General features: G+C 65.8%; 13 protein-coding genes. 10 read left to right on the top strand and 3 right to left on the bottom strand.

All coding sequences use genetic code 11. The annotated features are described in order from the left end of the window. The first annotated feature begins 55 nt into the window (after positions 1 to 55). The 4 genes from thiD (at position 56) to NLM33_RS44195 (ending at position 3,966) form a co-directional block, all read left to right on the top strand. Positions 56 to 856, top strand: a complete 801-nt coding sequence (gene thiD, locus NLM33_RS44180; protein ID WP_254104870.1) for a bifunctional hydroxymethylpyrimidine kinase/phosphomethylpyrimidine kinase — start codon at positions 56 to 58, stop codon at positions 854 to 856. Positions 857 to 1,071: 215 nt separating this feature from the next. After that, positions 1,072 to 1,884, top strand: coding sequence for a UDP-2,3-diacylglucosamine diphosphatase (locus NLM33_RS44185; protein WP_254104873.1), 813 nt, complete (start codon positions 1,072 to 1,074; stop codon positions 1,882 to 1,884). After that, positions 1,884 to 2,927: a glycosyltransferase family 1 protein gene (locus NLM33_RS44190; protein ID WP_254104876.1), complete on the top strand. Its 1,044-nt coding sequence runs from the start codon at positions 1,884 to 1,886 to the stop codon at positions 2,925 to 2,927. Before NLM33_RS44185 ends, NLM33_RS44190 begins: the two co-directional genes overlap by 1 nt. 55 nt (positions 2,928 to 2,982) lie before the next feature. Continuing rightward, entirely contained in the window at positions 2,983 to 3,966 is a 984-nt protein-coding gene (locus tag NLM33_RS44195) for a threonine/serine dehydratase (protein ID WP_254104879.1), read from the top strand. An 87-nt stretch (positions 3,967 to 4,053) separates the two neighbouring features. Here the strand turns inward: NLM33_RS44195 and NLM33_RS44200 are convergent, their stop codons facing one another. Together NLM33_RS44200 and NLM33_RS44205 are read right to left on the bottom strand one after the other, a co-directional pair. Further along, positions 4,054 to 5,862, bottom strand: coding sequence for a caspase family protein (locus tag NLM33_RS44200; RefSeq protein WP_254104881.1), 1,809 nt, complete (start codon positions 5,860 to 5,862; stop codon positions 4,054 to 4,056). Between the two features lie 152 nt (positions 5,863 to 6,014). Next, positions 6,015 to 7,334, bottom strand: coding sequence for a hypothetical protein (locus tag NLM33_RS44205; protein WP_254104882.1), 1,320 nt, complete (start codon positions 7,332 to 7,334; stop codon positions 6,015 to 6,017). 75 nt (positions 7,335 to 7,409) lie between these two features. On the opposite strand from NLM33_RS44205, the gene NLM33_RS44210 reads away from it, so the two are divergent. After that, entirely contained in the window at positions 7,410 to 8,606 is a 1,197-nt protein-coding gene (locus NLM33_RS44210; protein WP_254104885.1) for an MFS transporter, read from the top strand. Here the strand turns inward: NLM33_RS44210 and dgcA are convergent. Next, positions 8,576 to 9,571: an N-acetyl-D-Glu racemase DgcA gene (gene dgcA / locus NLM33_RS44215; protein WP_254104888.1), complete on the bottom strand. Its 996-nt coding sequence runs from the start codon at positions 9,569 to 9,571 to the stop codon at positions 8,576 to 8,578. The genes NLM33_RS44210 and dgcA overlap by 31 nt on opposite strands. A gap of 138 nt (positions 9,572 to 9,709) precedes the next feature. Between dgcA and NLM33_RS44220 the strand changes: the two genes are divergently transcribed. From NLM33_RS44220 to mctP, 5 genes are all read left to right on the top strand, one after another. Continuing rightward, positions 9,710 to 10,843, top strand: a complete 1,134-nt coding sequence (locus NLM33_RS44220; protein WP_254104890.1) for an ABC transporter permease — start codon at positions 9,710 to 9,712, stop codon at positions 10,841 to 10,843. A 2-nt stretch (positions 10,844 to 10,845) separates the two neighbouring features. After that, a complete protein-coding gene (locus NLM33_RS44225; protein ID WP_254104893.1) occupies positions 10,846 to 11,616 on the top strand; it encodes an ABC transporter ATP-binding protein in 771 nt (256 codons plus the stop codon). Positions 11,617 to 11,632: 16 nt separating this feature from the next. After that, positions 11,633 to 12,556: an MlaD family protein gene (locus NLM33_RS44230; protein WP_254104906.1), complete on the top strand. Its 924-nt coding sequence runs from the start codon at positions 11,633 to 11,635 to the stop codon at positions 12,554 to 12,556. Between the two features lie 276 nt (positions 12,557 to 12,832). Next, a complete protein-coding gene (locus NLM33_RS44235) occupies positions 12,833 to 12,970 on the top strand; it encodes a DUF3311 domain-containing protein (RefSeq protein WP_254106163.1) in 138 nt (45 codons plus the stop codon). Beyond that, positions 12,960 to 14,450: a monocarboxylate uptake permease MctP gene (gene mctP, locus NLM33_RS44240; RefSeq protein ID WP_254104908.1), complete on the top strand. Its 1,491-nt coding sequence runs from the start codon at positions 12,960 to 12,962 to the stop codon at positions 14,448 to 14,450. Before NLM33_RS44235 ends, mctP begins: the two co-directional genes overlap by 11 nt. Positions 14,451 to 14,610: the final 160 nt, after the last annotated feature.

The following is a 14,610-nucleotide window of genomic DNA, read 5'->3' on the forward strand; positions in this document are numbered from 1 at the left end:
CGCGGACCTCCGCGCTAGGACAGATCATGGCCCAGATCCAGCAAAAAACCGTGCCATGACGACGCCCACAGCGCTCACCATCGCCGGCTCCGATTCGAGCGGCGGCGCCGGCATTCAGGCCGACCTGAAGACCTTTGCCGCGCTCGGCGTCTATGGCGCCTCGGCGATCACGGCGCTGACCGCGCAAAACACGAAAGGCGTGACCGGCATTCACGCGGTGCCCGCCGCGTTCGTGACCGCGCAGATCGATGCGGTGTTCTCCGATCTCGATGTCGGCGCGGTCAAGATCGGCATGGTGGCGCAGGTCGCGAGCATCGATGCGATCGCCTCCAGCCTGACGCGATGGTCGCCGCGGCATGTCGTGCTCGATCCCGTGATGGTCGCGACCTCCGGCGACCGGCTGCTGGCGGCAGAAGCCGTCGAAGCGCTCTGCAAAAAGCTCATTCCGCTCGCATCGGTGATCACGCCGAACCTGCCCGAGGCAGCCGCGCTGCTCGACGAGAAGGTGGCGGTGAGCGAGGCCGGGATCGAGAGCCAGGGGCGTCGCCTGCTCGCGCTCGGCGCTCGCGCCGTACTGATCAAGGGCGGGCACGGGCAGGGCGCCGAGAGCACCGACTATCTCGTCACGGTGGAGGGAGCGATCGCACTCGCCGCGCCGCGGGTCGCCACGCAGAACACGCACGGCACCGGCTGCTCGCTATCCTCGGCGGTCGCAGCGGGGCTCGCCAAGGGCGAGCCGCTCGAGCAGGCCGTGCGCAATGCCAAGGCCTGGATCAGCGGGGCGATTGCCGCTGCCGACCGCTTCAGCGTCGGTCACGGCCACGGGCCGATCCATCATCTCCACAAGTTCTATTGACCTTGGCCGCGATGGCGGCGGCCTGCTGGCGTTAACCAATAAACCTATGGGGTCCCGGAGTTTTGCGGAGGCCTCTGCGGCGCCGTGTCGCCTGATTGTCGCATGCGGCTGATATCCGCGGGAGAGGGCGAGGCAAAATTTGATTCGTATCTGAGGGTGCCTCACAGGTTCAATCGGTCATCCCCCTGTCACGGGACATTGTTACAGGCTGATGCATGGGAAGTTACGATATGAGTGACGAGAGTCCCGAACGGCGCTTCCGGACCTTGTTCATCTCCGACGTTCATCTCGGAGCCCGCGGTTCGCAAGCCGATCTCCTCCTGGACTTCCTGCGCTACCACGATGCCGACACGATCTATCTCGTCGGCGACATCGTCGATGGCTGGGCGCTGAAATCGGGCTGGTACTGGCCGCAATCGCATAACGATCTTGTCCAGAAGCTGCTGCGCAAGGCGCGCAAGGGCGCCAAGGTCATCTACATCCCCGGCAATCACGACGAGTTTCTGCGGAACTATTACGGCACGCATTTCGGCGGCATCGACGTGGTCGAAAACACCGTCCACACCGGCGCGGACGGCAAGCGTTACCTCGTGATCCACGGCGACATCTTCGACCTCGTGGTGCAGAACGCGCGCTGGCTCGCCCATCTCGGCGACAAGGCCTACGATTTCGCGATCCAGGTGAACCGGCTCGTCAACTTCTTCCGTCGCGCTTTCGGCGTACCCTATTGGTCGCTGTCGCAATGGGCGAAGCTGAAGGTCAAGAACGCCGTCAACTATATCGGCGCGTTCGAGCAGGCGCTTGCCGCCGAAGCACGGCGTCACGATGCCGACGGGGTGATCTGCGGCCACATCCACTATGCCGTGATCCGTGACGAGAACGGCATCCGCTACATGAATTGCGGCGACTGGGTGGAGAGCTGCACGGCGCTTGTCGAACATGACGACGGTCATTTCGAGATCATCACCTGGGCCGATCAACAGCAAAAGGCCGCGCCGGTCGTGCCGGTGGCCGCAAGAGCCGCGTGATGCGCATCCTGGTCGCGACCGACGCCTGGCACCCGCAAGTCAACGGTGTGGTTCGGACGCTGACCAAGCTCGCTGACGCCGCGAAGGCGCTGGACGTCGAGTTCAGCTTCCTCACCCCGCAATCGTTCCGCACCTTCGCGATGCCGAGCTATCGCGACGTGCGGCTCGCGATGCCGCGGCCGGCGAGGATCGCAAAGCTGATCGAGGAGGCGCGCCCCGACAGCATCCACATCGCGACCGAAGGGCCGATCGGCCTCATGGTTCGCCGCTATTGCCGGCAGCGCAAGCTGCCGTTCACGACGAGCTTCCACACCCGCTTCCCCGAATACGTTCGCGCCAGGGTGCCGGTTCCGGGCTCGCTGATCTGGCGGGCGCTGCGCCGCTTCCACGCGCCCAGCCGCGCCGTGATGGCCGCGACCCCGGCGCTGGCACGTGAGCTCAGCGAGCGCGGCTTCGACAATGTCGTGCTGTGGCCGCGCGGCGTCGACAACAAGCTGTTCTATCCCCGCGCCATCGATCTCTGCTTCCCCGCGCCGGTGTTCCTCTGCGTCGGCCGCGTCGCGGTGGAGAAGAATCTCGAAGCGTTCCTCGACCTCGATCTGCCCGGCACCAAGGTGATCGTCGGCGACGGCCCGGCGCGCGCCGGCCTGGAGCAGGCCTATCCGCAGGCGATCTTCTTAGGGGAAAGGCACGGCGAGGCGCTGGCCGAAATCTATGCGGCCGCCGATGTGTTCGTGTTTCCGAGCCGGACCGACACGTTTGGCCTCGTGCTCCTCGAGGCGCTGGCGAGCGGCCTGCCGGTGGCAGCGTTCCCGGTGAAGGGGCCGCGGGACGTGATCGGCGATGCGCCGGTCGGGGAGCTGGATGAGGATCTGCGCAGCGCCTGCCTCGCCGCACTCGACATTTCCAGGCAGGCCTGCGTCGAATTTGCCGCCAATCATACCTGGGAGGCGTCAGCCCGCGCCTTTATCGACAGCATCCGGGCCGTCGGCGCCGTGCTGCCGCACGCAGGTGGACGGGAACAGCCGCGCTTCGTCGCCTGATACTCTCACGCGGCGGTGTCTTCCCAGCCGTGGGCGGCCGGGATACAAATTACCCATGACGGAACAGCCCCTCCCGGTCGGACCAGCCGACATCGATGCCGCAGCGCGCGTGATCGCGCCCTTCGCCATCCGCACCCCGCTTTTGTCCTTCCCCGTGCTCAACGAGCGCGTCGGCGCAAAAGTGTTCCTGAAGCCGGAGATGTTGCAGCGGACCGGCTCCTTCAAGTTCCGTGGCGCCTTCAACAAAGTGTCCTCTATACCGCAGGACAAGCGCAGCGGCGGGGTGGTGGCGTTCTCCTCGGGCAATCACGCCCAGGGCGTGGCGGCCGCGGCAAAGATCCTCGACATGCAGGCGACCATCGTGATGCCGTCGGATGCGCCGCTGTCCAAGCGCGAGCGCACCAAATCCTACGGCGCCGAGGTCGTGCTGTATGATCGCGACCGCGACGATCGCGAGGTGATCGCGCGCGGCATTGCCGAGAAGCGCGGCGCGACGCTGGTCAGGCCCTATGACGATCCCTTTGTCATCGCTGGGCAGGGCACCGCAGGCCGCGAGATCGCCGAGGACATGGCGGCGCTCGGCATCGCGCCCGACATCGTGGTGGCGCCGGCCTCCGGCGGTGGCTTGATCGCGGGGGTCGCGACCGCGGTGAAAGCGCGATATCCGCAGGCCCAGCTCGTCGTGGCCGAGCCCGAGGCGTTCGACGATCACAAGCTCTCGCTCGCGAGCGGCCACCGCGAGGCGCATGCGCCCGCCGGACGGACGATCTGCGACGCGCTGATGGCGCTGATCCCGGGCGAGATGACCTTTGCCATCAACGGCAAGCTGCTGTCGCGCGGTGTCACCGCATCGGACGCGGAGGTCGGCGCGGCCGTCGCGTTTGCCTATCGCGAGCTGAAGCTGGTGGTCGAGCCCGGCGGCGCCGTCGGCCTCGCCGCGCTGCTCGCCGGCCGCCTCGATGTTGCCGGCAGGAACGTCGTCATCGTGCTCTCCGGCGGCAATGTCGATGCCGATCTGTTCGCCGAGCTCGTGGCCTGACGCCGCACGCGCTGACCTCGATCTGAAAATTAACGAAGGGCGGAGCATCGCTGCTCCGCCCTTCGCCGTTGTTGTAGGTGATGTTGATCAGTGCGTAAAGGCGACGCGGCGCTTCATGCCGGCGTTCGCGGGCGCCTGATTCATCGTCTGGGCATATTGCGGCTTGAAGTTGTTGTTCATCGCGCCGCCGCCCGTCCGGTTCGGCACCGTGTTGAGCTGCGGACGGTTGGTCTGCACCTGGATGTTGTTCGGCGGATTGTTGCTCTGCTTGACGATACCGGTATTGCCGTTGCTGGTGCGGATCGGCGGGTTCTGCGTTTGCACGTTGTTGGTCTTCACGTCGATGTTCTTGATGTCGACGTTCGAACCGCCCTTGCCCACGCTCGTCACCGGCAGGGCCACGATCTTGCCGGTGTTGCCGGTATTCGTGGTGTTGCCGGTCACCGGCAGGGTCACGATCTTGCCGACGATGCCGTTGTTGGTCGTGCCGTTGGTCGGCGCGGGCAGCGTGACGATCTTGCCCGGGAGCTGTGACGGCGTGGTGTTCGGCTGGTTGTTGGAAGGCGGCGTTCCGATCTGGCCGCCATTGCCGAGCTTGCCGATAACGTTGCTGTCGATCGGGATCGGCTTGTTCTGCGCGCCGCCGTTGCCCTGCTGGATGAGCGGGATGTACTTGGTCGGGCCGAGATTGCCGAGCTTCAGCGTCGGCGCGATGGTCTGCGGCGCCAGGAAATGCGTTGCCTGCATTAGCGGGATCTGCTTCGGCTCAATCTGGAGCTTCAATGCCGGCGTTGCATAGGCGCTGTTGGCGTAGCTGTCGTAGAAGTTCTTGTAGGCGAGCGGCGAGTTGGCGAGAACGGCCTTGTGCCAGGCTTCCGCCATCAAAAGGTTGGCGAGCAACCAGCGGATGTGGTCGCACAAGGGGTCGTGCGGGTACATCTGAATGAACTCCTGATAGTACAGCGGCTGGCCCTCGGAGAGCACGTAGTCATAGGCTTGGCGTGCGGAGCGGCTCGGCAGGTTGGACGCCATCTGCACGACCGGCGCCTTCACCGGCGGGCGGTTGGCGGCAACGGCAGTGTCGCCGAAGAAATAGAAGTCGCTCGTCAGCGACGAGCTTTCCCACGGCGTCTGCTGGCCGTCGGTGGTGTGGTTCACCTCCAGCCGCACCCGCTTGAACAGCTGCTCGATCGGCACATTCGGCTCGCGCGCGACGTTCAGGAAGGCCTGGGTGTAGGGGCTGTGGCCGCCTCGGCCGTCGAGTGCTTCCGCACCCGGCGCGGTCGAGTAGCCGACGATCGAGCCGTTCGGCGCGTCGACGATGGCGAGGCCGCGATTGGCATCGATCAGGGATGGGAACGGATTGTTGCGGCAGGCATCGAGAATGACGATGCGCATCCGGCTCGGGATCGTCTCCAGCGTCGACATCACGTCGACGAGGCGAACCGAGTTGTTGACGAGCTCGGTCGGGTTCGAGACTTTTGCGTCGACCGGCACGAGATAGTTCTCGCCGGCGAGCTGCACGCCGTGACCGGCGTAGTAGACCATCGCAACCGTGTTGGGCCCGCGCGAGGCGACCTTCGCGGAGAAGTCCTGCACGACCCTCAGCATGTCGTTCTGGGTCAGGTCGGTCGCGGAAATCACCTCGAACCCGGCCGAGTTGAGGAATTGCGCCATCGACTGCGCGTCATTGTCGGGATTTTGGAGCTGCGGGGCGTTCTGGTAGTTGGAATTGCCGATCACCAGCGCGACGCGCTGCTCCGGGCCTTGCAGCGCGGTCGGCGCGGCATTGCCCTGTTCGACGATTGCGGTTTGCGCGGAAACGGGACTGCACGCGAAGCCGAACAGGCTTCCGAGCAGGCCCGCATACATCAGGAACGACTTCAAACGGAACATGAGCGTGCTCCCTAGGGACTAACCTCGATGCGAGATTGGTTGCGGGGAGGCTAGATCGCGTTCAGGAGAGGGGTATGTGATGCCGGTCACGATGGCGCCCTGCGTGAGCTAAGTCACGCTGGAACCAGTTGTTGTCCTAATAGGCCGTCAGCTTACGAAAAGAACGCGATCTTCTCGGCCTGGGTCATGCGGCGGATCGGCGCCAGCGGGTCGTTGGCGGCTGCGCGCGGCTTTTGCAGCATGCCGCTCGCAAGGATCGTCGCGCCGAGCGATGGCTCCAGCGGCGAGGGCATGGGAAGGGGCGACGCCTGCGAAGCCGCTTGCAGCGTGGCATGCAGAGCTGCCAGGGCCCCCGTTGGCGCCGGGCGCTCCATGATCGCGACGGCGGGCTCGAACGGCGCGACTGGTGCGATCGGTTCAGCTGCGACTGGCTCAGGCAAAGCCGGCTCTTGCAAGACTGACTCCGGCAAGACTGGCTCGGACAAGTCTGGTTCGGCGGCGACGGGCGCCTCGACAGGGGCTGCGACTTCCGCAGCCTCGGCGATCGCCTCGTCGAACTCCGGATCGGGCGCGGCCATCTCCAGCGCGATCCGCGCGAGAACGGCTTCGTCTTCCGCCTCGGCTGCGGCGTCGAACGGAAGCTCGTCGGCGGCTTCCGCAATGGCCGTAGGCTCGGCAGCGCTCTCTTCGATCGCGATGAGGCCTTCCGCGACCTCGGCCAGCTCGGGCTCGCTGGCGACGTCCATCGCCTCATTGATGGCCATCTCATCGGCGACCTCGGCCGCAGCAACGGTGGCCTCAGGCTCGGAAACCGCCGCGACCGCCTGCGGCATCTCCGCTGCAGGTGGCACGCTTGCCGACATCGCCGTCTCGGCATCCGCCATCGCGAGCATCTCGGGCGCCGGAGCAGGTGGGGGGTGAGTCGCCGCGCTGTCTCCCGTTTCGACCCGCTCGACGTGGTCCCTGATCAGATCGAAGGCGACCTTGAGGTCGGTGCGGGGGTCGATGGTCGAAGTCTGACCGCAGGCGGCCTCGATGGCCGCGAGCTGCGAATCAATCAGGTCGCAGATTCGCCCGTCGGCGCCGATCTCGCGCCAGCGCCAGGAGATCTCCTTGATGATGCGCACACCGCGATGGATCGGCCCGAGGCTGGTCTCGAGCAGGGCGGGATCGACGGCCGCGATCGCGATCGTCTCGGCCTCGCGGATGGCGCGGCGGATCGCCACGAGCGCATCGGGCAGCCGGTCCTCGACGACGGGGTGGCGCTGTGCTGCAAGGGTTTCCTCGATCTTTGCGACCGCATCGAGCACCATGCGCGTGTCGGCGTTGCGGTTGCGCTTGGCGTATTCGCCGAGGAACCAGCGGCCGCGCGCGGTCTCCATGAAGGCTTCGCGGATCGCATCGTAGTCCTGCTCGTTCGGCTCGGCCGCGCGGGCAGACATAGGCGAGAGGGCGAATGCTTCGTTGGCCATGTCAATCTCGTCGCGCAAATCAGTGCGCGTTACAGTAACGATCACCACGATATCGACCGAATCGCAATTGGTTTGATGACGCCCGAATCACAAATCCCCATCGAAGCAACGCAAGGCCGGCGATTCGCCGTGTACCTGGCGCTGTTCTATAGCGTGTCGTTCGCCGTCCTCGGCACGCATCTGCCGTTCTTCACGGTGTGGCTGAAGGCGGTCGGCATCGAGCCGGCCTGGATCGGAATCATCAGCGCGGTCCCTGCGGTTACGCGCTTCACCACGCTGCCCTTCGTGGCCGGCCTCGCCGAGCGGCGCCAGGCTTTACGCGCGGCGTTGATCCTGACCGCATTCGCGTCGGCGATCGGCTTCGCGCTGGTCGGTACGCAGCATCAACCCCTGCCGGTGCTGCTGCTCTATATCGTCACGTGCTGCTTCTGGACGCCGCTGCTGCCGCTGACGGACGCCTATGCGCTGCGCGGCGTCGCCCGCTACAAGCTCGACTACGGGCCGCTGCGGCTGTGGGGATCGGTGGCCTTCATCGCCGGCGCGCTCGCCTGCGGACTCCTGGTCGACGTGATCGCCGCGCGCGAATTGATCTGGATCATCGTCGCGCTTGCGGCGCTCACCGCCTTCACCGGCCTTTCGCTTCAGCCGCTGGATGAGACGCGACGAAAGAGCGCAGCCGCCCATGGCGGCAAGCGCCTGCTGCGCGATGCGAGCTTCCTCGCGATCATCGCCTCGGCGGCGCTGATCCAGAGCAGCCATACCGCCTACTACACCTTTGCCTCGATCAACTGGCAAGCTCACGGGCTTGGCGGGTTGACCATCGCTGGCCTATGGGCGCTCGGTGTGTTCGCGGAGATCATCGTCTTTGCGGTGTCGCCACGACTTTCCCTGCATCCCTCGCTGCTGGTGGTGATCGGCGGCCTGAGTGCGGTGGCGCGCTGGTCGATCACCGCGCAGGACCCGCCGCTCGCACTGCTCGCGATCGTCCAGCTTGGGCATGGGCTTAGTTTTGGCCTCACCCAGGTCGGGGTCATGAACCTCCTGGTGCGTCACGTGCCCGCGCATCAGATGGCGCGCGGGCAGGGGTATTACGCGGCGACCAGCGGGCTGTTGAGCTCGACGACGTCGATCATCTCGGGCGCGATCTACGCGCGTTATGGCGAGGCGCTGTATTACCTGATGGCCGCGATGGCCGGCACGGGCGCGATGCTGATGTGGACTGCGCGGTACCGCCTCTTCGCTCACCCCCAGAGCGATGCCTCCGGCGGATAGACCAGGCTCTCGTCATAGCGCAGGCCGTGATCGCGATCCCTTGCCAGCAGCAGCGGCCCGTCGAGATCGACGAACCGGGCCTGCGGCGTCACCAGCATTGCGGGGGCCATCGACAGCGAGGTTGCGACCATGCAGCCGACCATGATCTCGAATTCCAGCGCCTGCGCCGCATCGGCCATCGCGAGCGCTTCGGTCAGGCCGCCGGTCTTGTCGAGCTTGATGTTGACGGCGTCATAGCGCTCGCGAAGCGGCGCGAGCGAAGAGCGGTCATGCACGCTCTCGTCGGCGCAGACGGCGAGCGGCCGCTTGATGCGCGCCAGCGCCTCGTCCTTGCCCGCCGGCAGCGGCTGCTCCACCAGGGTGACCCCGACCTCGGCGCAGGCGGAAAGGTTCCGCTCCAGATTAGCCACCGTCCAGGCCTCGTTGGCATCGACGATCAGTTCCGATTCGGGAGCGGCCTTCCGCACTGCGGCGATCCTTTCAGGGTCGCCCTCGCCGCCGAGCTTGATCTTCAGGAGCGCGCGGTGCGCAGCCTTGGCCGTCGCCTCCGCCATCGCCTCAGGGGTACCCAGCGAGATCGTGTAGGCGGTGGTACGCTCGACCGGTATCGGGCGGTCGAGCAGGTTCCAGGCCCGCAGGCCCGCCTCCTTGGCCTCCAAATCGATCAGGGCGCAGTCCAGGGCGTTGCGGGCCGCTCCCGGGGCCATCGTGGCCTGCAGGGCCTGCCGATCCAGTCCGCCCCCGATTGCCTCCTGCATGGCCTGGAGCGCCCTCAGCGTCGCCTCCGGGGTCTCCCCATAGCGGGCGTAGGGCACGCATTCGCCGCGCCCGGTCAGGCCGCCCCGGCTCACCTCGGCCACGACCGTCACGGCCTCGGTCTTGGCGCCCCGGCTGATTGTGAAGAGGCCTGCGATCGGGAAGCGCTCGATTCGCACAGCCAACATTGGAAGTTTGCTGGAAGTCATTTAGAACTCTGGCAATTTCTGAACCGGCTGGTTACCTGATGCAACTAACTATGGCTGGTTGGGGATACCTTCTTCAAGGTCAGGGCGCGTGCGCAACCATCTCTTCTCATCCGAACCCTTCGGCAGGGAGCGGACATCTTGAACGGCGATCCAAAGCTGGAGCAGATTGCCAAGGGCAACGCGCTGGCGCTTTGCGCCACGGGGACCTGGACCGCGAGCTTCGCGCCGGCCCTGGAACGGATGGTGGCTGACGCCGAGAAGCTCGCCGGCAGCCGGCCGAACATCTTCATCGACGTCTCCGAAGTCTCCAAGCTCGACACCTTCGGCGCCTGGCTGATCGAGCGGCTGCGCCGCAGCCTGACGCAAGGCGCGGTCGAGGCCCAGATCGCGGGCCTGTCGGCCAACTATTCGAGCCTCGTCGACGAGGTGCGGCGGGTCAAGGCGACGCCGGTCATCGAGACCGGTGCCATCACCATCACCGGCATGCTGGAGCAGATCGGCCGCGGCGTCGCCGGCCTCACCGGGACGGTGACCGATCTCGTCGACATGCTCGGTGCGGTGCTCGCAGCAAGTGGCCGCGTGCTGATCCGTCCGCGCTCGTTCCGCCTCACCTCGACCGTGCATCACCTCGAGCAGGTCTGCTGGCGTGCGGTGCCGATCATCGTGCTGATCACCTTTCTGATCGGCTGCATCATCGCCCAGCAGGGCATCTTCCATTTCCGCAGGTTTGGCGCCGACATCTTCGTCGTCGACATGCTCGGCGTCCTGGTGCTGCGCGAGATCGGCGTGCTGCTGGTCGCGATCATGATCGCCGGACGCTCCGGCAGCGCCTACACCGCCGAGCTCGGCTCGATGAAGATGCGCGAGGAGATCGACGCGCTGCGCACCATGGGGTTCGATCCGATCGAGGTGCTGGTGCTGCCGCGCATGCTGGCGCTGGTGCTGGCGCTGCCGATCCTCGCCTTCCTCGGCGCGATGGCCGCGCTCTATGGCGGTGGCCTCGTCGCCTGGCTCTATGGCGGCGTCGATCCCGAAGCCTTCCTCTTGCGGCTGCGCGATGCGATCTCGATCGATCACTTCATCGTCGGCATCGTCAAGGCACCGGTGATGGCGGCGGTGATCGGCATCGTCGCCTGCGTCGAAGGGCTTGCCGTGCAGGGCAGCGCGGAGTCGCTCGGTCAGCACACCACCTCCTCGGTCGTGAAGGGCATCTTCTTCGTCATCGTCATGGATGGCGTGTTCGCCATCTTCTTTGCCTCGATCGGAATGTGATGATGGCACCCGAAATTCAGGATCCCATCATCCGTGTCCGCGACATCACCGTGCAGTTCGGTTCGACACGCGTGCTCGACGGGCTGAACCTCGACGTCAAGCGCGGCGAGATCCTCGGCTTCGTCGGCCCCTCCGGCGCCGGCAAGTCGGTGCTGACGCGCACCATCATCGGCCTCGTCTCGAAGGTTGCCGGCCGTATCGAAGTGTTCGGCGTGGATCTGGATTCGTCCAATACCTCGCAGCGCCGCGGCGTCGAACGGCGCTGGGGCGTGCTGTTTCAGCAGGGGGCGCTGTTCTCCTCGCTGACGGTGCGGCAGAACATCCAGTTTCCGATGCGCGAATATCTGAAGGTCTCGCAGCGCCTGATGGACGAGATCACCATGGCCAAGCTCGCCATGGTGGGCCTGAAGCCGGAGGTCGCCGAGCGCTTCCCGTCGGAGCTGTCGGGCGGCATGATCAAGCGTGTCGCGCTGGCCCGTGCGCTGGCGCTGGACCCCGAGCTGGTCTTCCTGGACGAGCCGACCTCGGGCCTCGATCCGATCGGCGCCGGCGATTTCGATGAGCTGGTCAGGACGCTCCAGCGCACTTTGGGCTTGACCGTTTTCATGGTAACGCACGACCTCGACAGCCTTTACACAGCTTGCGACCGCATCGCCGTTTTAGGGAACGGTAAGATCATTGCGGCAGGGTCGATCGCCGACATGCAGGCCTCGCAGCATCCCTGGTTGAGGCAGTATTTCCATGGCAAGCGCGCCCGCGCGGTCATGAGCTGAATATCCGGAGCACCTCATGGAAACGCGGGCGAATTACGTGCTGATCGGGTCCTTCACGCTGGCGGTGATCGCCGCGGCGATCGGCTTCGTGCTGTGGTTCCAGTCGCTGCACACCACCAAGCAGCGCAGCCCCCTGCGCGTGGTGTTCGAGGGCCCGGCGGCGGGCCTGCGCAACGGCGGCAGTGTCAATTTCAACGGTATCAGGGTAGGTGAAGTGGTCTCGGTGAAGCTCGACAACCCGCGTCGGGTCGTCGCACTCGCCATGGTCGAGAACAATGCCCCGATCCGCAAGGACACCCTGGTTGGTCTCGAATTCCAGGGCCTGACCGGTGTTGCCGCGATCTCGCTGAAGGGCGGCGAGGAGGCGGCCCCGCCGCCGCCGCTGGACGAGGACGGAATCCCGACGCTCACCGCTGATCCGAACAAGCTCCAGGACGTCACGGAAGCGATCCGCGGCACGCTCCAGAACATCAACAAGCTCGTCGCCGACAACCAGGAGTCGGTGAAGAACTCGCTGAAGAATCTCGAGACCTTCACCACCTCGCTCGCGCGCAACTCCGAGCGCATCGATGCGGTCATGGGCAAGGTCGACGGCGTCATGCTCAAGGCCGACAGCCTCATGCTCGGCCTCAACACGCTGGCCGGCGGCAAGGATGGCGGTGAACTCTTCCAGGCCGTGAAGTCGATCCGCGAGCTTGCCGATGATTTCGACAAGCGCTCGGGCGCGCTCATGACCGACGGCCGCCGCACCCTCGGCGACATCAGCCGCGCCGTGAACAATTTCGACCGTAACCCGACCCGCGTCCTGTTCGGCGCCAGCAACAGCGGCAGCGCGCAACAGGCCCCGCCGCCCGCTGAGCCGCCGAAGCCCGCGCCAACACCTGCGAATGCGCGCGCCACAGCGCCAGCTCCGGCTGCGCAGGGGCAGAAGCGGCAGTAGCGGCCTCTCTCCGCCAACTCATCAGCAGTCGCACCACGGCGACCAGCGTCGCGCCGCCTCGCTGTTGCGCGCGCTCGTGCATTCCCGGCACCTGTGAAGTTAGCCCCGCAATACGAAAGTATGGGGGGCTGGCCGCGCCAAGGTAGGGGGAGGGGTCGGCCTTCGATCTCAGCTATATCGCGCTCAAGTCGCGCTCGAGCAAAGCGCGTCGTTGTCACTCACAGGGGAGGAGAGAGCGTGATACGCCTGTTGCTGTTGTTGCCGTTCATCGGCCTGATGATTGTGCCGTTCTACAATATCCGGGAGCCCTATCTGTTCGGCTTCCCGTTCTTCTACTGGTACCAGCTCGCCTGGGTGCCGCTGACCTCGCTCCTCACTTTCATCGTCTACAGGAGCGTGCGCCATGTTGACTGATGTCGATAGCGCGGCGTTCGCCGTCTTCCTCGTACTGTTCATCCTCGTCACCGGCATGGGCTTCGTCGCCTCGCGCTGGCGCAAGCCGGAGACGCTCGCCCATCTCGACGAGTGGGGCCTCGGTGGCCGCAAGTTCGGGACCTGGATCACCTGGTTTCTGGTCGGCGGCGATTTCTACACCGCCTACACGGTGATCGCCGTTCCGGCGCTGGTCTACGCGGTCGGCGCCTATGGCTTCTTCGCGCTGCCCTACACCATCATCGTCTATCCCTTCGTGTTCACGGTGATGCCGGTGTTGTGGAAGGTCGCCAAGGATCGCGGCTACGTTACCGCGGGCGACGTCGTGCGTGGCGCTTACGGATCGCGAGGGCTCGAGCTTGCCGTTGCGGCAACGGGCGTGCTGGCGACGATGCCCTACATCGCGCTGCAATTGATCGGCATGGAAGTGGCGATCAAGGCGCTGGGGCTGCACGGCGAGGTGCCGCTCGTGCTCGCCTTCCTGGTGCTCGCGCTCTACACCTATTCGTCCGGCTTGCGTGCTCCGGCGCTGATCGCCTTCGTCAAGGACATCATGATCTACATCGTGGTGATCGCCGCGATCGCGATCGTGCCGTCGAAGCTCGGCGGCTACGGCGCGATCTTCACCGCGGCTGACGCGGCATTTGCGGCAAAGGGCTCCGGCGGCGTCCTGTTGTCGCCGGCGCAGATCGTCCCCTATGCCTCGCTGGCGCTGGGCTCGGCGCTCGCCGCCTTCATGTACCCGCACACGCTGACCGGTATCTTCGCGTCGTCCGGCGGCAACACCATTCGCAAGAATGCGATGCTGCTTCCGGCCTACACGCTGCTGCTCGGCCTGCTTGCGCTGCTTGGCTATATGGGGCACGCGGCGGGCCTCAAGCTTGCGAGCAACAACGACGTGGTGCCGGCGCTGTTCAAGACGCTGTTTCCAAGCTGGTTCGCGGGCTTTGCCTTCGCTGCGATCGCGATCGGCGCGCTGGTGCCGGCGGCCGTCATGAGCATCGGTGCGGCCAATCTGTTCACCCGCAACTTCTGGAAGGTGTGGGTCGATCCGAAGGTCACGCCCGCGGGCGAGGCGAAGGTCGCCAAGATCACCTCCATGCTGGTGAAGGTCGGGGCGCTGCTCGCCATCCTCCTGATGCCGACGCAGTTCGCGCTCGACCTGCAACTGCTCGGGGGCCTCTGGATCCTCCAGACGCTGCCAGCGCTGATCTTCGGCCTCTATTTGAACTGGTTCTCGAGCACGGCGCTCCTGACCGGCTGGGCTGTTGGCCTTGCGGGTGGATCCTGGCTCGCCTGGTCGGATGGGCTGAAGCCGCTGCACGGTATCGACTTCGGCGCCGGCACGGTCGCGATCTATACCGGGCTGCTCGCGCTCGCCCTCAACATCGTGGTCGCGGTCGTGGTGAACCTCGTGCTCAAGGGCCTGCCGCAGGCGCGGCTGTCCCGGGAAACTGCCTGACACCGCCCTCTGATCGGTGGCCGGTCGTCCGGCCACCGATCCTCTGGCGGAGCCTGGCCGGTATTCTCCGGAGATGAAATAACCTTCCATGCGATTGAAAACGCTCTAGTATCCGCCCGCTCTCCGGACCCGCTCGCCCGCGGGCGGATCAGACGGTCTC

Origin of the sequence: Bradyrhizobium sp. CCGUVB1N3 (assembly GCF_024199925.1) — a bacterium.
GTDB lineage: Bacteria > Pseudomonadota > Alphaproteobacteria > Rhizobiales > Xanthobacteraceae > Bradyrhizobium.

Coding starts and splice junctions, on each gene's coding strand:
- dgcA (WP_254104888.1), bottom strand. CDS start 9,571: ATGACTTCCAGCAAACTTCCAATGTTGGCTGTGCGAATCGAGCGCTTC.
- NLM33_RS44235 (WP_254106163.1), top strand. CDS start 12,833: ATGATTGTGCCGTTCTACAATATCCGGGAGCCCTATCTGTTCGGCTTC.
- NLM33_RS44205 (WP_254104882.1), bottom strand. CDS start 7,334: ATGGCCAACGAAGCATTCGCCCTCTCGCCTATGTCTGCCCGCGCGGCC.
- NLM33_RS44195 (WP_254104879.1), top strand. CDS start 2,983: ATGACGGAACAGCCCCTCCCGGTCGGACCAGCCGACATCGATGCCGCA.
- mctP (WP_254104908.1), top strand. CDS start 12,960: ATGTTGACTGATGTCGATAGCGCGGCGTTCGCCGTCTTCCTCGTACTG.
- NLM33_RS44210 (WP_254104885.1), top strand. CDS start 7,410: ATGACGCCCGAATCACAAATCCCCATCGAAGCAACGCAAGGCCGGCGA.
- NLM33_RS44185 (WP_254104873.1), top strand. CDS start 1,072: ATGGGAAGTTACGATATGAGTGACGAGAGTCCCGAACGGCGCTTCCGG.
- NLM33_RS44225 (WP_254104893.1), top strand. CDS start 10,846: ATGGCACCCGAAATTCAGGATCCCATCATCCGTGTCCGCGACATCACC.
- NLM33_RS44230 (WP_254104906.1), top strand. CDS start 11,633: ATGGAAACGCGGGCGAATTACGTGCTGATCGGGTCCTTCACGCTGGCG.
- NLM33_RS44190 (WP_254104876.1), top strand. CDS start 1,884: ATGCGCATCCTGGTCGCGACCGACGCCTGGCACCCGCAAGTCAACGGT.
- NLM33_RS44200 (WP_254104881.1), bottom strand. CDS start 5,862: ATGTTCCGTTTGAAGTCGTTCCTGATGTATGCGGGCCTGCTCGGAAGC.
- thiD (WP_254104870.1), top strand. CDS start 56: ATGACGACGCCCACAGCGCTCACCATCGCCGGCTCCGATTCGAGCGGC.